The following is a 20,530-nucleotide window of genomic DNA, read 5'->3' on the forward strand; positions in this document are numbered from 1 at the left end:
GTCCGCGTTGTCGGGACATCGGGACGTTGGGATGGACGACCGGAGGATCGGCCCTCAGGACGGATCCGCGACGAGGATCCGGATCGCCGAACCCCGCAGCGGCGGCGTGACGTCGGCCAGGTCGAACCCGCCGGCCGCGAGCAGGGCGTGGAATTCGGCCCGGTCGCGTTCCCAGCCGCCGGTGTAGACGAGCATGGCGATGTCGCTCATGACGACGCCGGCCGCCTCCGGGGTGCCGAGCCTGGCCGGCAGCACCGGTTCCAGCACCAGCAGGCGCCCGCCCATCGCGATCGAGGCGCGGCAGTTACGCAGTAGCGCGGTGCACCGCCGGTCGTCCCAGTCATGCAGGACGCCTTTCAGCAGCATGAGGTCGCCTTCGGGCACGGACTCGAAGAAATCGCCCACCTGCCTGGCGCACCGATCCGACAGCCCCGCTCGCCTGAACGTTTCAGCGGCGGCCGCCCCGCCGTCGGCGGTGTCGTACAGGATGCCCTGGGCGCCGGGCGTGGCCGCCAGTACCGCGGCGAGCAGCGTGCCGTTTCCGCCGCCGATGTCGACCACGGTGCGGACCCCGGCGAAGTCGTACGCCTGGGCGACCTCCGACGCGACGCGCTCGGTGCCCTCGCGCATGGCCGTGTTGAAGATCTCCGACAGGTCCGGATGGCCGGCGAGGTAGTCGAAGAGCGGCTGTTCGTGCACGTGGTCGAAGGCGGCTTCACCTGTTCGTACGCTGTGGGTCAACGCCCCCCATGCCTGCCAGGTCGCGGGGTCGCCGAGCAGCAGCACGCTGGAGCGCATCGACCATGGGTGGTCGGCACGCAGCGGCTGGCCCAGCTCGGCCAGCGCGAGGTGCCCCGGCGCCACCTCGTCGACCACGCCCAGGACCACCAGGGCCCGCGACAGCCGCGCCAGCGCCCGCGGGTCGGCCCCGATGGCGTCCGCCAGTTTCTCGACCGGCAGCGCACCGGCGGCAAGGGCCTCCGGAATGCCCAGGTGGACGGCCGCGTAAAGGATCTGCGAGCCGGCGTAGCCGAACGCCATCCGGGACAGCTCCGCGTACCCCTTGATCATGGGCTCTTCTCCAACAGCAGTGGCAGGCGGCGTACACCATGCAGGAACAGGTCCGGCGTCCACTCCAGCTCGGCCGGATCGACGGCCAGGGCCAGGCCGGGGAAACGGCGCACCAGCGCGCCGATGGCGGCCCGGGCCTGCAGCCGGGCCAGCGCGGCGCCGAGGCAGAAGTGGATTCCGTGGCCGAAGCCCAGGTGCCGATTCGGGGTGCGGCCGATGTCGAAGACGTCCGGCCGGTCGAACACCGCCGGGTCGCGGTTGGCGGCCAGCAGCACCGGCACGACGATGTCACCCTGGGGGATCACCGATGACCCGAAGTCCACGTCGGCCAGCGCGAACAGCGGCCGGGAGTGCCCGACCGGGCCGTTGAACCGCAGCACCTCCTCCACCGCGGAGTCGATCAGCTGTGGCCGGGCGCGCAGGCGTTCGAGCTGGTCAGGATGTCGCAGGAGCTCCAGCACTCCGTTGCCGATGAGGTTGACCGTCGTCTCGTCCCCGGCCAGCAGCAACTGGAACACGCTGGACACCAGCTCGGTGTGCGTGATCTCCGTTGACCGGACGAGCTGGGACAGCAGGTCCGCGCCCGGGTGGGCGCGGCGCTCGTCGAGCTGCTCGTTGACGTAGGCGACGAACGCGACTCCGGTGCGGCGGATCAGTGCCGGGTCCCCGCTGCGCAGCATGTCGTCGCTCCACCCGCGCAGCCGGCCCCGGTCGCCGATCGGGAAGCCGACCAGGTCCGCGACGATCAGGATCGGCAGCGGCAGGGCCACGACCTCGATCAGGTCGGCTCCGTCTCCGGCGGACGCAAGGGCGTCGACCAGCTCGCCGACGACCTGGTCGATGCGCCGCTCCAGCGCCGCCACCGTCCGGGGACCGAACGCGGGCGCCATCAGCCGCCGCAGCCGGGTGTGGTCGGGCGGGTCGAGGTTGAACATGTTCCGCCGCACCATCGGCAGCGGGTCGTTCTCCCACTGGCGGTGAAAGGCGGCCAGCTCGCCGGGCAGGCGGTCGAGTTGGCGGCCTATGTCCGGGTGGTGGAGCGCGCGCTGCACGTCGGCGTACCGGGTCAAGTACCAGGACACGCGACCGTTCGCCGGCGCGTGGCGGTAGACCGGCGCCCGCTCGCGCATGCGGTGGAAGAGCGGGTGCGGGTCCCGGCGGTGCCGCGAGGCGGTCGGGTCGAACGCCTGCTCAAGCCCGGTCGCGCTCATCGCCCCTTGGCCTTGTGCACGTCCAGGGCGAAGAACCTGGCGGCGGTCTGTCCCAGATCCGCCATGCTGAGGAACCCGCGCCGCGCCAGCTCGACCTCCGCGGTCGTTCCCGGGCCGTTCCAGTGGCGGGAGAAGATCCGGCCGCAGATCGCCGGCGCCGGGATGACCACCCGGCCGAGGCTCTGTTCCGCGATCTCGTCGGCACGGGCCACGATGCCGGACCACTTGGGCCAGCGGCTCGATTCCCGGATCCGCTCCAGGACGATCGGCCGCCAGTCCTCCGACTGCCAGACCGGCCACACCCGCACCATGACCAACCGGAGTTGCTCGGCGACGGGCAGGGTGGCCCGCTCCGTCTCGGCCAGCCACGGCGCGAGGACGTGCGGCAGGTCGGAGCCGTCATCGACGCCGAGTCTGGCGCGCGTGTACGCCTCCAGCTCCAGGCCCCGCGCGGCGGCGAAGTCCGTCAGGAGGCCGGTCAGGACCTCCTCGTGCAGCTTCGGGTAGTCCTGGCCGAACAGCCGCGCCGCGTCCAGGACATCGAGATCGGACATCCACCTGCCCGGCGCGTACTCGCGCATCGACCGCCAGGCCAGCGCCTCATAGTGGGTGATCCCCGTCAGGGCCACCTCGGCCGCCCACGCGCTGGGTTCGGCCGCCCATGTGCTGGGCGCTTCGGACCCCGTGCTGGGCGCTTCGGCCGGGTGCCCGCCGACGGCTCCCAGGGCCGCCATCGCGTCCAGCCGCTTCAGGTCCCACTCACCCGTCCCGATCTTCCGCTCCAGCGTGCTCAGCGCGTCACCGGCGTCCGGGGCCAGGGCCTCTCCCAGCTCGCGCCAGGTCCGGTGGACGAAGGGCCTGGACCGCGCCGCTTCGACGATCCGCTCGGCGGTCGCCGCCGGAACCAGGCCGCTCTTGGCGCCCTCCTGGCAGCCGTAGCGGATGTTGACCATGGCCACCGTGTCAGTGGGGTATCCCCTCTCCGCGGGCCCGTGCAGGACCGCCACCTCGTCATCCCCGTCGACCTCGCCGCTCGCGTACATGCGGAAGACCGACCCGACGCCCCGCATGCCGTACGGGCTCAGCTCCGCCGCCCGCAGCGCCCCCATGCTGGCCGCCCCGATGACGTTCACGCCTTCGTTGAGCAGCCAGAGGATCTCCTTGTGGCCCACGGACAGCCGTTCCCGGTAATACCCGTCGATGATGACGGCGGTGTCGTCCCGGCTCCACTCCTCCCTGAGGAGATCGCCCCGGGCCACGGGCGGCCGCGCCTGTGCCTCGGGAAGCACGGCGCGGACCTCGTCGTGCGAGATCGTCGGCCCGGCGTAGACGACCGTCTTCTGGCGGCTGTGGCTCACTAGAACACCTCCGGGGTGACGCGGCTGCCCGGCGCCACCACTCTGACCACGGGGACGCCGATCTCGTCCCTCGTCAGATCGATGACGAGCGGGGCGGCGGAGAACGCGGCCGCGGCCCGCCCGACCACGTCCGCCAGGTCATCGACCAGGCTCTGGTGGGCCGTCAGCTTCGTGATCGCCTCGCCGGCGTCCGCCGCGGGCGCGGCCCGGTGCCGCGCGCCGTCGTGGACGCCCGGATGGAGGTCGTCTCTCGCGCCCGAGATGTAGCCGAGCCTGGCCTGCGCGGCCTCGGTGACGGCCCGGGTGAGTGCTATCTCCGAGCCGAGGTGGCAGCCGAATCCCATGAACGCGGGTGGATAGTCGTCGCAGGAGATCCGGGCGAGGAAGCACGGCAACCCGGTGGGCGACGGCAGGGACCTGACCTCGAGACCGACCCGGGCCCGCGCGAGCAGCCCGCACAGCTCGTCGACGACCGGTGACCCCAGCGTCCCCGGATCGACGAGGACGCCCTTGTCGCCGCCGGTCATCGCCGTGGTCACGGCGTCCCGTTCGATCACCTCGTACAGGGCGTGCAGAACGGCTTCGACCAGCGTGTTCCCGCTCGCCAGGCCATTCGTCGACTCGAAGAACACCGGCGGGTTCCAGCCGGTCTTCCGCAGGAGGGAGAATCCCACCGACTCCCTGGGAACCAGCCGCTCCGAGCCGTCGACCAGCGACCGGCCGGCGACCCAGTCCAGCGGCAGCCCGTCATGCAGCACGGTCGGCGGGGAGAGAGGGAGGTCGCGGACGTCGTAGCCCAGCTGCCCGCTGACGTCTCGCGGAGGCGCGGTCGTCACCGGCGTCATGGGTTGTTCGGCATGCCAGAGCTCGACGGCCTCCATCATCGCGGACAGTTTCGCCAGCTCGGGCGTGATCCCTTTTCCCTGAGACACGGCGAGCGTCCGGGAAGTCGGTCTGATCGCCTGAAAAGTCGGGATTCCGATGGTGTCCAGCCTGGTGATGTCCGCGACCCTGGTGATCCCGACCATCCGGGCCGCCCGGCCGGCCATCTCCAGCGTGGCCGTCGGATCGTGAGCCCTGTCCGTGCCCGGCAGCCGGACCTTGGACCGGTCGGACCGCGAGAGAAGCCACGAGAGAGAGGAGTTGTCTGTCCGCATCGTCCCCTGCCCTTGACGAGATCAGATGTTGCGGGCGCGCTTGATCAGCGCGCGGCCGCCCACGGTGTAGCTGATGGCCGCCAGGACGGCCAGCACCAGGAGGTCCTGCCACGCGTCGGCGAAGCCGAAGAACGCGGCGTTGCGCATGCCGTCGATCGCGTACGTCAGCGGGTTGATCATCGCCACCCACTGCAGCACGGTGGGCATGCTGTCGATCGGGTAGAGCGACGGGGCGCTGAAGACGAGAACGGGGATCGACACGTTCGACAGCAGCATGAAGACCTGATAGTCGGTGATCAAGATGGCCGTCGCCAGATACAGCCCGTTGAAGGCCAGGGCGGCCAGCGTGAGCGTCGACAGCAGGCCGACCCAGGCCTGCAGGTCGAACGGCAACGCGAAGATGAGCACCGCCACGCCGAGGGCCAGCAGCGCCTGTCCCAGCACCAGCGACACGCCCGCGATCACCTTGCCGAGCAGGAACCGCGACCGGCGCAACGGGTAGGACCACAGCTGGGTCGCCGCGCCGCTCATCTCCTCCTGGAACACCGCCATGCCGGACGTCCCCGCCGCGCTGACGATCGACATCGCCAGCGTCATGGGCAGCAGGAAGATCGTGAACGGTACATCGACGCCCTTGTAGTGGACGACCCTGAGGAGGTTGCCCAGCGAGGTGTTCACGAGCAGCAGGTAGATCAGCATCGGGGCCAGGCCGAGGACGAGATACACCCGGTTGCGGGCGAGCAGCGCGTATTCGCGGTAGAGCACCGCGGACAGGTCGGCCGCCTTCGGGGTCCCGGTCGGAGGAGTGTTGTCGAATACCAGCTTGGCGGCCACATATGCCCCTTTTGTCGACTTCAGTCCTCGGTATCCGTCATCCTGAGGAAGACCTGCTCCAGCGAGTCCGTGACGGTCGAGACGCCGGAGATCGCGACTCCGTGGTCCAGGCAGTGCCGCGACAGTTCCGGCAGCACCTCCCGCGCTCGCGCACCGTGGATGCGTACGTCCGACTCCTCGGTCGTAGCCCTGAGCCCGGCCAGCTCCGCCCAGGCCGCCACCACCAGGCCGGCCGCGGGATCATCGAGGGTCACCAGCAAGTGGGTGGTGCCGAACTCCTCGACGAGTTCGCGCGGTTTGGCGAAGCGCAGCACCCGTCCGTGGTTGATGACCATCACCCGCTGGCTGTTGCGTTCCAGCTCGTCGATGTGGTGACTGGTCCACAGCACGGTCACGCCGTGCTCCTCGCGCAGCCAGGTCACGAACCGCTCGATGTGCCGCCGCCCCACCACGTCCAGGCCGGCGGACGGCTCGTCGAGGATCAGCAGCCGCGGAATGGTGAGCAGCGCCCGTACCAGCTGCAACCGTTGCCGCTGACCGCCCGACAGCTGGAAGCAGAAGCGCGGCAGGGCCTCCGTGAGGCTGAGGAACTCCGCCAGTTCGAGCGCCCACGGCCGCACGGCACGCCACTTCAGGCCGCGGAAGCGGGCGGCGATCCGCAGGTTGTCCAGCGCCGGCAGCATCATGTCGAACGGGCCTGACTGGTGCATCGCCCCGATGCCGCTCTTGGCGGCGACCGGCTGGCGCACCGGATCGGCGTCGAAGACGCGGACCTGGCCGGAGGTAGGGGTGGTGACCCCGCAGATCATTTTGATCAGGGTCGTCTTCCCGGCGCCGTTGGGCCCCAGGAGCCCGATCGTCTCTCCCCGCGCGATCTCGAAAGAGACATCGTCCACCGCCGGTCTCTCGCTGCGCCGATAGCGTTTGGTCAGCCCAGCGGCCGTCACCACATCGCTCGACACGGCACCACCCTTCACTTCCCGTTTCACCAAACGTGCGGGTTGTCGGCTGCTGGAGATGCGTTGCAGGTCGAGTATGGACCGGCGATCAGCGGGTGACACAACCCCACAAACGTGGGCTATCCGGGGCGTTATGCCGAACGACAGAGGGCACGTTGTGTGACCACGCCGCGTGTGATCATCATCGGCACATGGACCCGGTTCACTCGCGCATTCCGTACACCCTGCGCATGCCGGCCGGAAGTCCCGGCGTGACCTGGCAGCTCCCGGAGGAGACCGACCCGGCGGCCGCCCTGCCGTGCGTGGTCCTCGTGGACCGTGCGGGGATCAACGAGTTCGCCATGCTCCAGCGCGGGCTGCGCACGCTCGGCGTGCCGAGCGTGCGTATCGACGCCGGGTCGGTCGGCGACCTGCGGATCCTCACCCGGCTCGACGACGGCTCGCTGACGGTGAACGGGCGCCGCATCATCCCCACCGTCACCTGGGTACGGCACTTCTCGCCACGGGCCGTTCGGGGCGAGAACGGCTCGGCGCCGTCCCTGTTCCGGGCCGACTCGTGGGCCGCCCTCATCGACCAGCTGTCGTCGCTGTCAGCCGCCCGGCTGCCCGGTGGCAGCGATCTGGGGCGGCTGGTTCAGCTGGACGACGCGGCGGAGGCAGGGGTACGTACCCCGCGAACGATCGCCACGACCGACCTGGGGGCGGCGAGCGCGGCGCTGGCCAGCGACCGGGTCATCGTCAAGGCCCTCGACCGGCATTTCGTCGAGACCGAACCGGGCACCCTGCACGGGGTCTTCCCGGAGATCGTGGCCGGCGTCGCGGCCAGGAAACTGCCCGCGAGGGACGCGCCCATGATCGTCCAGGAGTACGTCGAGCACTGGGCGGAGCTGCGCGTCTACTTCGTGGACGGCGAGGTCCGGGCCTTTCGCGTCGGCAAACCGTCGCCGGAGGCGATCTGGCGCGACGAGGCGTCGGTCACCGTCTCGCCGGCGGCGGCGCCGGAGCCCGTGGTGGAGGCGGTGCACCGGCTCGCCGGGATCTGGGGCCTGCGCTACGGCGCCTTCGACTTTCTGCTGACCAGGCAGGGACCGGTGTTCCTCGAAGTCAATCGCGACGGCGATTGGCGGTGGTTCGAGGCGAAGGCCGGTGTCGACGACGTCTCCATCGCCACGCTGTCCACGGTGCGTACGCTCCACCGCCAGGTGGCCAGGGCGGGTTCGGCGACGATCGATCTGGCCGGATTCCTGGCGCTGGGCACCGACCGGATCAAGCGGGCCGAAGCCGTGACCGCGCGCTTGGACGCGCGCGTGCTCGGCGCGCTCGAGGTGCGGGTGGACGGCGCGATCGTGCACGTCAGCGCCAGGAAGGCCCGGTTGCTGGCCGCCATCCTGCTCTCCCGCCCGAACCAGGTGGTTCCGACCGACCAGCTGATCGATTCCTTGTGGGGAGAACGGCCACCCCCCACAGCACGCAAGAACCTGCAGGTCTACGTCTCGGCGTTGCGGCGGAGCTTCGGGGATCGGATCTCCTACCAGGGCTGGGGATATCGTCTCGACGCCGGGCCGGACGAGCTCGACCTCCTCAGGTTCCGGCGGCTGGCCGGCGCCGGCCGCGACATGCGGCGCAGAGGCGACGCCGATGCCGCGTTGACCGTGCTCGATGACGCCCTGCGCCTGTGGGGCGGTCAGCCGCTGGCGGAGTTCTCGGGTGTCGCCTTGGTCGATGAGGCGGTCGGCAGATTCACCGACCTGTACCTCACGGTCAATGAGGACTGGGCGGAACTCGAGATCGAGCGGGGCGGCCACGTCGAGGTGCTGAACAGGCTCGACGACCTGGTGCCCTTCTTTCCCGCGCGTGAGCGGCTCGTGGCGGCCAGGATGACAGCTCTCGCCGGTTGCGGCCGTGCGCCGGAGGCGCTCTCGCAGTTCGAGACCGTACGCCGGCATCTCGTGGCCGAACTCGGCATCGACCCCAGCCCTGTACTCAGGAATCTCTACGAGGAGATTTTCCAAGGGCAGCTGGCCAGGGCCGATCCTTAACCGCTCGCATGGTCCGGCCATACCGCTGATTAAGCAGACGCTTCTAGCTTGCACACAGAGGTGCTTTCACCAGAGGCGCCTCTGGCCAAGGCGATCCGAATCGGGACTTGCTATGGATCTTGTTTTCGACGATCTGATCAACGATCGCGACACGCGGCTGATCGTCCTGCTGGCCAGGGGATACACGACGACAAGAATCGCCCGCGAGCTGAAACTCAGCAGATATACGGTGGCGGAGCGGATCAGCAAGCTCCTCGACCGATTCGCCTGCAGCAACCGGAGCCAGCTCGTGGCGTACTCCTATGCCCACAAGCTCCTGGACGTCGGCATCTGGCCACCGGGCGCCGCCGAGCCGCTTCCCTAGAACATGCCGTGTGGCACTTCCCGCGGTTCGGGGACCGGCTGGACCACGTCCCAGTGTTCGGCGATCAGGCCGTCTTCGACGCGCCAGAAGTCCACGACCGCCAAGCCGCGCCCGCCTTCCCGGGGGATCAGGTGATAGTGCATCACCACGAGATCGCCTTCCGCGACGACCCGCTTGAGTTCCAGCCGGGAGGCGGCCACCGGGGAGTCCCTGATGAAGTCGATGAAGGCGCGCCTGCCCGACGGGTTGCCCGGGCTGTGCTCGATGAAGTCCTCGCGCAGAAGTGTCTGGAGCACCTCGATGTTGCCCGCGGCGAACTCCGCGAAGCCGGACATGATCAGTTCTTTGCTGCTCGTCATGGGAGAACGCTGACAGCGGCCGCGGGGTGGTGTCGATTACATCGCAGGTAATGGCGAATCGCAGATAGGGCCATGGAACATGGCATCAGGGGAGCCGGACCAGGCGGACCACTCGCGCGCTGAGGAGCACGGATCGAGTGTCCTTCCGCTCATGCCTCGAATGTCTCTCGCGAGAGCACGTGGCTGCTTGTGACAGCTTCTATAGCCGAAGCCCGAATTTCGTAAAGCTTCTATAGCCGAAGCCCGAATATTGATGAAATCTCTACGCGCGCCGCTCCCGGCTCCGTCCGGGGGGCGGATTGACCTGCCGACTTAGCAAATCCCATAAATTTCACATAAACAGATATTGACTAGGGCTGTCAGCTGGCTGATGATCAAGCCGATTGATCTGACGCGCGGGACGGATGGTTCCGCCTTATCCAAGTGAGGCCCATGTCCGGGTTACGGAGCCGGGCAGCATTGTGTGCTGTCTGGTCACTTTCGGTTGCCCTATTAGTGGTCATCGATGGTCCAAGGGAGACACCACCGGCACACGCTTCGGTGGCCGACCCTGTCGCGGCGTCCGACGAGTCGGCTCGGGCGCTGGCCCGGGAGTCGGGCAAGCAGGTGGAGGTGCTCTCCAAACGGGGGGAGAGCAGGGAGGTCTTCGCCAATCCGGACGGTAGCTTCAGCGCGGTCGAGCATCTGCGGCCGGTCCGGGTCCGGCAGGACGGTGGTTGGGCGGCGCCGGACACCACGATGGTGAGGCGTTCCGACGGATCCATCGGGCCGAAGGCGGCGACCGTCGGGCTGGCCGTCTCCGGCGGCGGCGACGCGCCGCTGGCGCGAATGTCGTACGCGGGCAGGGAGATGGCGCTGACCTGGCCGGGCAAGCTGCCAGAGCCGGAGTTGCGGGGCGACTCTGCGCTCTACCGAGAGGTGCTTACAGGCGTCGATCTCGTGGTGCGGGCGGATGTGGATGGGTTCGCGCACACCCTGGTCGTCAAGGACCGGCAGGCGGCCGCCAACCCCGCGCTGGCCAAGCTGACATTGGGGCTGGCGGGCAAGGGCATGGATGTCAGGAGCACGGAGGGCGGTCTGCTCACCGCCGTCGACAAGGGCAGCGGCGGCAAGGTCTTCGAGGCGCCCGGCGCGATCATGTGGGATTCGCGCCGGCCCGAGGCCGCCGCGAAGGAGGATCTGGCCCGCGGGCCGTCCACGTCGTCGCGGGTGGCCGAGCTGGGCACGGCCGTAGGTGACGAGAAGCTGACGCTGACCCCCGACACGGCGCTGCTGAACGACCCGAACACGCAGTTCCCGGTGTACATCGATCCGGTGTGGAAGACGGTCAAGGCGTCCGCGTGGGCGTACGTGTCGAAGACGTACCCGAGCGAGTCGTACTACAAGTTCGGCGGCAAGTCCGACGCGGGGCTGGGCCTGTGCGAGGGCGACTCCAAGTGCGCGCCCCGTGACGTCAAGCGGATCTTCTACCGCATGCCGACCAGCGCGTACGCGGGCAAGTACATCATCTCGGCCGAGTTCGTGGCCAAGGAGACCTGGTCGTACTCCTGTGACGGCAGGACCGTGCAGCTCTGGCTGACCAAGGCGTTCGGCGACGGCTCGACCTGGAACTCCACCGACGACAACTGGCAGGACCACCTCGACACGCGCGACGTGGCCAAGGGCTGGTCGTCCAGTTGCCCGGCCGGTGACGTGGAGTTCGACGCGACCGCGGCGGTGAAGAAGGCCTCGTCGGGCAAGTGGTCGACGACGACGTTCGGGCTGCGCGCCGGCTATGAGACGGACGCGTACGGCTGGAAGCGCTTCGCCGACGACGCCTGGCTGCGGGTCAACTACAACACCCCGCCACCGCAGCCGAAGCAGTCGAACCTGACGATGAGTCCGGGCGGCAAGTGCGTGTACTCTCCCGCCCCGGCCGTGCGGGTGCCGCCGACCCTGTACGCGGTGCTGCACGACGCCGATTCCGCGGATGCCAAGAAGGTCTACGCCGAGTTCGTGGCCTCGTGGGACGGCGCGGTGAAGTGGCAGTCGGGCAAGGTCGGCCCCAAGACCACCGGCTCGACGTTCCAGGTGAAGCTGCCGACGACGATCCCGGAGAAGAAGACGATCTCGTGGGCGGTGCGGACCTGGGACGGCTTCCAGTACAGCCCGTGGAGCTACACCGGTGATGCCACGGCCTGCTACTTCACCTACGACAAGAACGTGCCCGCGGCCCCGGTCGTGAGCTCGACGGCCTATCCGGAGTCCGATCCGGAGAACGAGGCCGACCCGTGGTACGACGGCGTGGGCAGGTATGGGGCGTTCACCGCCGACTCGGCCTCGGCGGACGTGACGAAATACTGGTTCGGCATCAACGGCAACCCCACGCAAGCGATCGAGCGCAAGCCGGCCGCCGCGGGCGGCCCGGTGACACTGGACGTCGCCCCCGACCACGCCGGGGTCAACTACATCACGGTGCAGGCGTTCGACGCGGCGGGCAACAACAGCGAGATCGGCCGCTACGCGTTCAGGGTGAAGACCGGATCGCCCGCCAAGGCCGAGTGGCAGCTGGACGAGCCCGACGGATCCACGCAGGTCGCGGACGCGACCGGGGCCTTCCCCGCGACGCTCAACGGCGGGGTGACGCTCGGTGTGGACGGGGTCTCCAAGACCGCCATGCAGACCAACGGCAGCACCGGCTACGCGGTGACCGCGGCTCCCGTGCTCGACACCGCCAAGAGCTTCGCCGTGTCGGCCTGGGCGAGGCTGCCCGAGACCAAACCCGGCACCGGTGTCCTGGTCGCCCAGCCCGGCGTGGCCCGCCCGGCTTTCGAGCTGTACTACTCCGCGTCGTACGACCGGTGGATCTTCAACCGGCTCAGCGCGGACAACACGAGCGCCACCATCACCAGAGCCGTCGGCGCCGCCTCTCCGCAGGGCGGCGAGTGGGCACATCTGGTCGGCGTCTACGACTCGGTCGCGAAGAACATCAAGCTGTACGTCAACGGCAGGCTGGAGGCGACTACCGCCTTCACCACTCCGTGGGCGGCCGGCCGCCCGGTACACCTGGGCGTCACCTCCTACGACGGCGGGCTCGGCAACTTCTTCTCAGGGGAGATGGACGACGTCCGGCTCTTCGACCGGATCATCACCACTGAGGAGATCGGCGACCTGTTCACCCAGCACCCGGTGGTCAAGGCCAGGTGGAAGCTGAACGACTCGGCCTCGGCCGTCCGGGACAGCAAGGCGTACTGGAAGCTGGACGAGGCGGCGGGCGCCACCCGGGCCGAGGAGAGCAACGGCCTGTACCCGGCGACCAAGGTCGGCACGGTCACCTTCGGGACAGCGGGTCGGCAGGGCCTCGCCGCGCACCCCGACGGGACCACCGGCTATCTCAAGACCGCCGGGTCCGTGCTGGACACCACCAAGAGCTTCACGGTCACCGCCTGGGCCAAGCTCCCGGCCACCAAGCCGAAACAGGCCGCGATCATCGCCACCCAGGCGGGCACGGCGCGCAACGGCTTCGAGATCTACTACTCCTCCAGCTACGACCGCTGGATCTTCAACAGGTACGGCAACGACACCACCTCGGCGACGATCGTCAGGGCGCAGTCGACGGCCGTCCCGCAGGGCGGTGTGTGGACACACCTGGCCGGCGTCTACGACGCCACGGCCAAGCAGATCAAGCTGTACGTCAACGGCAAGCTCAACTCCACGACCGCGTTCACCACGGGCTGGAACGCGAGCGGCCCGGTCATGATCGGTGCGGGCTGGTACGGCTCGGCGAGCTCGTTCTTCCCCGGCGACCTCGACGAGGTGCGGCTGTTCGACCAGATCGTCACCGACTCGGAGATCGCCACGCTGGCCGGCGGCTCCCCGCTCACCATCGCGGCGGACGACAGCCCGCTGGGCCGGCACGTCACGTTGTACGGCAACGCGCGCATCGACCAGAGCGCCGGCTGGGTCGGCACCCCGCCCGGCGGCCTGGTGCTGGACGGGGATGGCGACTACGCCGCCACCTCCGTGCCCGCCATCCGCACCGACGACAGCTTCACCGTCGCCGGCTGGGTGACCACCGCGGGACGGCCGACCGGCCCGGCGGCGATCCTCAGCGAAGAGGGCGCGGTGAACAGCGCGTTCACGCTGCGCTACCGGCCCGACGCGGCCGACCCGGCCAACGCCGGCGGCTACCAGATCGAGATCCCAGACAAGGACGAGAGCGGAGCCGCCAGACCGACCGCCGAACATTCGGCCTTCCAGTCCGGCTTCTCCTGGGACCACGTCGCGCTGGTCTATGACGCTTTCCAGGACCAGATGCGGCTCTACGTCAACGGCGAGCTCGAGCAGACCGAGGACCAGGCGTCCTGGCGCTTCAACGTCCGCGGCTTCAACGCGGGCAAGGGCCTGCAACTCGGCCGGAGCAAGTCGGACGGCGTCTGGGGCGAGTACTGGCCCGGCGTGATCGACGACGTGTGGGCCTTCCAGGGCATCGCCTCCGAGGAGCAGATCCAGATGCTGGCCGGCGGCGCCGAGCTGGACACCGACACCGGCCCCTGACCTGTTAACCGACCCCGGCCGCCCCATGGGGCGGCCGGGCGGAAGGACGTCCATGTACCGCGTTGCGCAGCGTAGGTTGTCCATTTTCACGGCGCTGGTGGTGTTCGCGGGGTCGCTGGTGGCTCCGCGGACGGCCCAGGCCGATGTCAAGATCAGTAACCGGCCGGGGGTCCACAGCAAGGAACGTGTGGTCACGGGCAAGCCCGTCACCGCGAAACCCCGGTTACCCGATCCCGCGGGGAAATCCACGGCCGGCCCCGCGGAGGAGCAGCCGGTCGTGAAGGCGCTGGAGGGCACCAAGGTACGGCAGCTGCCGGGTGACGGCCTGCTGTTCGAGGTGACGGCGCCGGACGGCACCGCCAAGGTGAAACTGGACAGGAAGGCGGCCGCCGCCCGGTTCGGCGGATCGTATGCCAGCAGGTTGCACCTGGTCCGGCTGCCCGCCTGCGCGGTGACGACGCCTGACGCCCCCGGCTGCCGTACCGGGACCGAGCTCGGCGACGCGCGGGCTCAGACGTTCGCGGCGACGGGGGAGACCGTCGTGGCCGCGGTCGCGGGCGAATCCAGCGACAAGGGTGACTACAAGGCGACCCAACTGGCGCCGTCGGCGAGCTGGGACGTCTCGGAGCAATCGGGTGACTTCTCCTGGACGTACCCGATGCGCGTGCCGCCGGTGCCCGGCGAGCTGGCACCCAAGGTGGAGCTGTCGTATTCGTCCGGCTCCATGGACGGCCGCACCTCCAACACCAACAACCAGCCGTCCTGGGTGGGTGAGGGCTTCGACTTCTGGCCTGGCTACATCCAGCGGCAGTACAAGCCGTGCGCCGACGACGGCGCGCCGAAGGACGAGTGGGGCACTCCGCCGGGCGACCTGTGCTGGGGCTACGACAACGCGGTGATCAGCTGGAACGGCAAGGGCGGCGAGCTGGTCCAGGCGGGCGACGACACCTGGCGGATGAAGTCCGACGACGGCACGAAGGTCGAGCGGCTCAAGGACACCGGCAAGGGCAACGGCGACGACAACGGCGAGTACTGGAAGGTCACCACGCCGGACGGCGTGCAGTACTTCTTCGGCCTCAACCGCCTGCCCGGCTGGTCCAGCGGCAAGGCCGAGACCAGGTCGGCGTGGACGCACCCGGTGTTCGGCGACGACTCCGGCGAGCCCTGCCACGGCGACTCCTTCGCCTCCTCGTGGTGCCAGCAGGCCTACCGGTGGAACCTCGACTACGTTGTGGACCCGCACGGCAACGCCATCAGCTACTGGTACACCCAGGAGACGAACCGCTACGGCCGCAACCTCAAGCCCGCCGACGACACCCCGTACGACCGCGGCGGCTGGCTCGACCGGATCGAGTACGGCCAGCGCTCCGACACGCTGTTCACCGCGAAGGCCCCGGCCAAGGTGCTGTTCGGCGTCTCCGAGCGCTGCGTGCCGACCTCTGACTTCGACTGCGCGGCGGACAAGATCGACGACCGGCCGACGATGTGGCCCGACGTTCCGTTCGACCTCAACTGCGCGGCCGAGACCGAGTGCAAGGGCACGAAGGGCACGCTGGCGCCCACGTTCTGGTCGCGCAAGCGGCTGACCAAGGTCACGACGCAGGTGATCAAGGCCGACGGCGCCTACCGTGACGTGGACTCCTGGGCCATCGACCACCTGTGGGGCGACGCCGACATCGACAAGGCGCTGCTGGTCAAGTCGATCCAGCACACCGGGCACGCCGCCACCCCGCCGATCACGCTGCCGCCGGTCACCTTCAACCACGTTCAGCTGCCCAACCGGGTGGACAAGCTGGGCGACGACATCGCCCCGTACATCAAGTACCGAATCGGCGCGATCTACGACGAATCCGGCGGCCAGATCGACGTCAACTACTCCGAGCCCGACTGCACGCTGGACTCGCTGCCCAAGCCGGAGACCAACACGAGGCGCTGCTTCCCGGTCAAGTGGACGCCCGCCGGCCACGAGGACCCGATCACCGACTGGTTCCACAAGTACGTGGTCACGCAGGTCGTGCGGAGCGACCGGACGGCCAAGTCGCCCGACATGCTGACCACGTACGAGTACCTGGACGGCGCGGCCTGGCACTTCGACGACGACGACGGCATGACGAAGGAGAAGTACAAGACCTGGTCGCAGTGGCGCGGCTACGGCCACGTCCGGGTCGAGGCCGGCGGGCAGGGCGACCTGCGCTCGCAGACCGACACCTGGTACCTGCGCGGCATGGACGGCGACCGCCTCGACGCCTCCGGCGGAGAGAAACGGGTCACCGTCTCCGACGGCGAGGGCGGCAGCCACGTCGACCACGACGCCCTTCAGGGCTTCGAACTGAAGAAGGTCGAATACACCAAGCCCGGCGGGACCGCCGAGGTCAAGACGGTCAACACGCCGTGGCGGCACCAGACCGCCAGCCGCACCAGGAGCTGGGGCACGGTCACCGCCAACCTCGTCGGCACCGGCAAGACCCACACCTGGACCGCGCTCGGCTCGGACAAGTGGCGCGAGACCGAGACGAACACCACGTACGAGACGACGGCCGGGCTGGCCACCACGCTCAGCGATCTGGGAGACCTGGCGACCGCGGACGACGACCGCTGCGCGCGCACCACGTACGCCCGCAACGAGAACGCCTGGATCCTGAACCTGGTCGCCCGCATGGAGACCGTCTCCGTCGCCTGCTCGGTCACCCCCGACCCCGCCAAGCACCTCATCGAGGACAACCGCACCTACTACGACGGGGGCGCGCTCGCCGCCGCGCCTGCGAAGGGCGACATCTCCACGAGCGAGAAGCTCGCGGGATTCGACGCGGGCAAGCCGGCGTACGTGGCCACGGAAAGCTCCACGTTCGACGGCTACGGGCGTGAGCTCACCTCCAAGGACGCGATGGGCAACGTCACCACCACGGCCTATACCGATACCAACGGGGTGACCACGGCGGTGAAGGTGACCGGCCCGCCCCTGCCCACGGGCGCGCACGTCACCTCCGAGGAGCGCGACCCGGCCTTCGGCGCGGAGACCGCGCGCGTCGACGCCAACAACCGGCGGGTCGACCAGGAGTACGACGCGCTCGGCCGGCTGCTCAAGGTCTGGATGGCCGACCGGTCCAAGGCCGACCAGACCCCCAACCTGGAGTTCAGCTACCGCATCGTCGACGGCGAGATCATCGCCATCGGCACCCGCCGGCTGACCGCCGACGGCGGGCAGGCACCGCCCACGTACGAGCTGTACGACGGCTGGCAGCGGCTGCGCCAGACGCAGGAGCCCGGCCCCGACGGCGGCCGGCTGATCAGCGACAAGTTCTACGACACGCGGGGCAACGTCGCCCGCGAGTACGGCCAGTACTACTCCACGGGCGCTCCGTCCACCACGCTGTTCGGCGCGTTCGACGGCAACGTCGAGTCGCAGAAGGCCTTCGAGTACGACGGCCGGAACCGGCGCACGCTGGAGCGGTTCCTCGTCGGCAACGGCGAGACCCGGGAGCGGTGGCGCACCACCACCACGTACGGCGGCAACTGGATCACCGTGGATCCGCCTGCCGGCGACACCGCCACGACCAGCTACACCGACGCCCGCGACCAGCTCGCCGAGGTGCGCCAGTACCACGGCTCCGATCCCACCGGCGACTACGACAAGACCACCTACACCTACACGCCGCTGGGCAAGCTCGCCACCGTCAAGGATCCCGCGGGTAACGTCTGGAACCACACCTACGACGTCCGCGGCCGGGAGATCCGGGTGGACGACCCCGACAAGGGGACGAGCCGCCTCACGTACGACGACCTGGATCGGTTGATCACCACCGAGGACGCGCGCGGGCAGAAGGTGTTCACCTCCTACGACGCGCTCGGCCGCAAGCTGGAGACCAGGAAGGACGGCCCGACCGGGCCGCTGCTGACCTCGCGCACCTACGACACCGTGCACAAGGGGCAGCTGTCCAGCACCACCAGGTACGACGGCGGCCAGGCGTACACGATCACCGTCAACGCCTACGACAACATGGAGCGGGCCATTCGCACCACGGTCAGCGTCCCCTCCTCCGAGGGCTCGCTGGCGGGCTCGTACGTGTTCGACACCCGTTACAAGTTCGACGGCACCGTGCAGTCGAACAGTTTCCCCGCCGCCGGCGGCCTGGCCGCGGAGACCGTCGTGTACTCCTACGACGACCTGCGCAGGCCCACCACGACGAGCGGTCTGACCAGCTATGTGACCAAGTCCGTCCACAGCCTCACCGGCAAGCCCGAGCAGTACGAGCTGAGCACCGGCGGCAAGAAGGTCTGGATCACCAACAGCTACGAGTACGGCACCCAGCGTCTGGCCTCCGCCAGGACCGACCGCGAGGACGTGGCAGGCGTCGACAGGAACGTCAGCTACACCTACGACGACGCGGGCAACGTGCTGCGCGCGTCCGACACGTCCAGGAACGGCACCGACACCCAGTGCTTCACCTTCGACCACCTGCGCCGGCTCACCGAGGCGTGGACCCAGGCCACTGCCATGTGCGCGCAGACCCCCACCATGGGCGGGTCCCAGCCGTACTGGCAGTCCTTCTCCTACGACGTGACCGGCAACCGTACCAAGGAGGTCGAACACGGCACGACCGACACCGTCCGTACGTACCGCTACCCGGCGCCCGGCTCGCCCCAGCCGCACACGCTGACCTCGGTGGAGCAGACCGGCGCGGCCGGAGCGCGGACCGACACCTTCACCTACGACGCCATCGGCAACACCACGAGCCGCAACGCCCAGAAGCTTGAATGGGACGCCGAAGGCAGGCTGAGCAAGGTCACCGAGGGCGGCAAGGTCAGCAGCTACGTCTACGACGTCGAGGGCAACCGGCTGCTGCGCCGCGACCCCGGGAGTACCACCCTCTACCTGCCCGGCATGGAGCTCCGCCTCGACCAGGCGGCCGACAAGGTGGAGGGCACCCGCTTCTACGTCCACGACACCGTCCAGGTCGCGGTCAGGACGGTCAAGGGCGTCAGTTTCGTGGCCAACGATCACCACGGCACGGGGGAGTTGGCCATCGACGCGGCCACGCAGTCCGTGACCCAGCGCAGGTACAAGCCGTTCGGCCAGCTCAGGGGCGAACTCCAGGGCGGTGCGTGGCCGAGTGAACGCGGCTTCGTCGGCGGCACCGACGACTCCGCCACAGGCCTGGTGCATCTGGGAGCCCGCGAGTACGACCCCGTCATCGGCCGCTTCATCAGCGTGGACCCGGTCATCGACCACAAGGATCCGCAGCAGATGAACGGCTACTCCTACGCCAACAACAACCCGGTCACCTTCACCGACCCGGACGGCAAGTGGTGGTGGGCGTGGTGGGTCCTCTTCCTGCTCGGGCTTCTCTCGCTCCTCGGCGGCGGCGGGAACGGCGGCGGTGGCGGCGGTCACGGTGGTGGAGGCGGCGGCGGTGGCGGCGCGCCGCACCGCTCCGGCCCCAGCGGCGGCGTCTACACTCCGCTGCAGAAGACCACGCAGGACACGCTCTGGTCCTCGGTCAACCCGAAGAAGGTCACCGCGCTCGGCTGGCTCGCCTACGGCCTCGGCGCCGGATCCGAGTACTTCAACCAGGGCAGCATGAGCGTCTTCCTCAACGGCATGGCCAAGGCCGACGCGCTCAGGAACACCGCCCGCAACATGCCCAAGGGCTGGGTCGGCTTCCGCTGGCTCTTCAGCGCTGTCGGCAAGTGGTACGACGTCAGGGCCCTGCGGACGGAGGCTCGCGCCATCAAGTGGGCCGGCCGCCTGGGCAAGGCCGGAGGCATCCTGAACAGATTCGGCTTCGTGGCCACCGCCGTCGACGGCGGGCTCACCCAATGGTCCAGAGACGCCGGCCGCGAAGACCTCAACACCGGTGAGAAGGTCACCCGCGCGTCCGTTCGCGGCGGCTTCGCCGCCGGCGGCTCCTATCTGGGGGCCACCGTGGCGGCGGGGGCGTGCGGCTCGGTCAGCGCGGGTACGCTCGCGGTCGCCTGCGGCTTCGGCGGAGCGGTCGTCGGCGGCGTGGTCGGCGGCTGGGTCGGCGACGGTGCCATCTGGGGCTACGACAAAGCCCGAAAACCCGTGATCAACGCCGCCAAATCCATCGGCTCCGGAATCAAGAAGGGATGGAACAAGCTCTTTGGCTGACGCCTTCCCCCAGGCGCCCGTGTGGGCGGTGCTCGTCACCGCCCTCGCGGCCGTCGCCGCGCTCGTCAACCACGCCCGCTTCCACCGGGCGGGCGCGGCCAGTGGCTGGTCGCGCCGCTACTTCGATCACGAGCTGCCCAGGGAGTTCCGCAACCTCGGCTTCGCCCAGCGCCCCGCCGCCATCGCTCTGGCGATGTGGACCCTGGCGCTGGCCTACGGCTGGCTCCCCCAGAGTGACGTCCTCGACGTGGTGGTGGTCCTGCTCATCGTCGTCTCGCTCGTCCCGCTGGCGATCACCGTCAAACGGCTGTACCGGCCGCCGCAGAAGGCCAAGCCGCCATGGCTGGTGGAGGAGGAGAAGACGAGAAGAACCGTGTGACCTCCATCCGCTCGCCGGCCGGCCGCTGTCGAGCGGTTGCCGGAGACGGCGACCCGCCGAGGCGCTACGGGGCGGGAATCTGCAGCTGAGGGCGCGGGCCGCCCGCAGTGCGGTGCGTGCACCAAGTATCCGG

General features: G+C 69.3%; 12 protein-coding genes. 5 read left to right on the forward strand and 7 right to left on the reverse strand.

Annotation, left to right across the window (positions count from 1 at the left end; translation table 11 throughout):
• Window positions 1–54: 54 nt before the first annotated feature.
• The 6 genes from ACQP2T_RS16445 to ACQP2T_RS16470 are packed head-to-tail and all read right to left on the reverse strand — an operon-like array spanning window position 55 to window position 6,593.
• Window positions 55–1,071 carry a methyltransferase gene (locus ACQP2T_RS16445; RefSeq protein WP_433517000.1) on the reverse strand — a complete coding sequence of 339 codons (1,017 nt, stop codon included), beginning with the start codon at window positions 1,069–1,071 and terminating at the stop codon, window positions 55–57.
• Window positions 1,068–2,282 (reverse strand): cytochrome P450 family protein, encoded by a 1,215-nt coding sequence (locus ACQP2T_RS16450; protein ID WP_433517001.1) that lies wholly within the window; start codon window positions 2,280–2,282, stop codon window positions 1,068–1,070. The genes ACQP2T_RS16445 and ACQP2T_RS16450 overlap by 4 nt, the downstream gene beginning before the upstream one ends.
• The gene (locus ACQP2T_RS16455) at window positions 2,279–3,640 is read right to left on the reverse strand and encodes a TfuA-like protein (RefSeq protein WP_433517002.1); all 1,362 of its coding nucleotides are present in this window, start codon (window positions 3,638–3,640) and stop codon (window positions 2,279–2,281) included. The genes ACQP2T_RS16450 and ACQP2T_RS16455 overlap by 4 nt, the downstream gene beginning before the upstream one ends.
• Window positions 3,640–4,797 (reverse strand): YcaO-like family protein, encoded by a 1,158-nt coding sequence (locus tag ACQP2T_RS16460; protein ID WP_433517003.1) that lies wholly within the window; start codon window positions 4,795–4,797, stop codon window positions 3,640–3,642. The genes ACQP2T_RS16455 and ACQP2T_RS16460 overlap by 1 nt, the downstream gene beginning before the upstream one ends.
• Window positions 4,798–4,818: 21 nt before the next feature.
• Window positions 4,819–5,631, reverse strand: a complete 813-nt coding sequence (locus tag ACQP2T_RS16465; protein WP_433517004.1) for an ABC transporter permease — start codon at window positions 5,629–5,631, stop codon at window positions 4,819–4,821.
• A gap of 20 nt (window positions 5,632–5,651) precedes the next feature.
• Entirely contained in the window at window positions 5,652–6,593 is a 942-nt protein-coding gene (locus ACQP2T_RS16470; RefSeq protein ID WP_433517005.1) for an ABC transporter ATP-binding protein, read from the reverse strand.
• Between the two features lie 188 nt (window positions 6,594–6,781).
• On the opposite strand from ACQP2T_RS16470, the gene ACQP2T_RS16475 reads away from it, so the two are divergent.
• Window positions 6,782–8,629 (forward strand): BTAD domain-containing putative transcriptional regulator, encoded by a 1,848-nt coding sequence (locus ACQP2T_RS16475; RefSeq protein WP_433517006.1) that lies wholly within the window; start codon window positions 6,782–6,784, stop codon window positions 8,627–8,629.
• Window positions 8,630–8,741: 112 nt separating this feature from the next.
• Window positions 8,742–8,993: a LuxR C-terminal-related transcriptional regulator gene (locus tag ACQP2T_RS16480; RefSeq protein WP_433517007.1), complete on the forward strand. Its 252-nt coding sequence runs from the start codon at window positions 8,742–8,744 to the stop codon at window positions 8,991–8,993.
• On the opposite strand, the gene ACQP2T_RS16485 is transcribed toward ACQP2T_RS16480, so the two are convergent.
• Window positions 8,990–9,352 (reverse strand): nuclear transport factor 2 family protein, encoded by a 363-nt coding sequence (locus ACQP2T_RS16485; RefSeq protein WP_433517008.1) that lies wholly within the window; start codon window positions 9,350–9,352, stop codon window positions 8,990–8,992. The genes ACQP2T_RS16480 and ACQP2T_RS16485 overlap by 4 nt on opposite strands.
• A 540-nt stretch (window positions 9,353–9,892) precedes the next feature.
• Here ACQP2T_RS16485 and ACQP2T_RS16490 point away from each other — a divergent pair.
• From ACQP2T_RS16490 to ACQP2T_RS16500, 3 genes are all read left to right on the forward strand, one after another.
• Window positions 9,893–13,888 (forward strand): LamG-like jellyroll fold domain-containing protein, encoded by a 3,996-nt coding sequence (locus tag ACQP2T_RS16490; RefSeq protein WP_433517009.1) that lies wholly within the window; start codon window positions 9,893–9,895, stop codon window positions 13,886–13,888.
• 76 nt (window positions 13,889–13,964) lie between these two features.
• Window positions 13,965–20,018: an RHS repeat-associated core domain-containing protein gene (locus tag ACQP2T_RS16495; RefSeq protein WP_433517010.1), complete on the forward strand. Its 6,054-nt coding sequence runs from the start codon at window positions 13,965–13,967 to the stop codon at window positions 20,016–20,018.
• Window positions 20,011–20,397 carry a hypothetical protein gene (locus tag ACQP2T_RS16500; protein ID WP_433520029.1) on the forward strand — a complete coding sequence of 129 codons (387 nt, stop codon included), beginning with the start codon at window positions 20,011–20,013 and terminating at the stop codon, window positions 20,395–20,397. Before ACQP2T_RS16495 ends, ACQP2T_RS16500 begins: the two co-directional genes overlap by 8 nt.
• The last annotated feature ends 133 nt before the right edge of the window (window positions 20,398–20,530 follow it).

The organism is Nonomuraea sp. CA-143628, from assembly GCF_050942315.1.
Taxonomy (GTDB): Bacteria; Actinomycetota; Actinomycetes; order Streptosporangiales; family Streptosporangiaceae; genus Nonomuraea.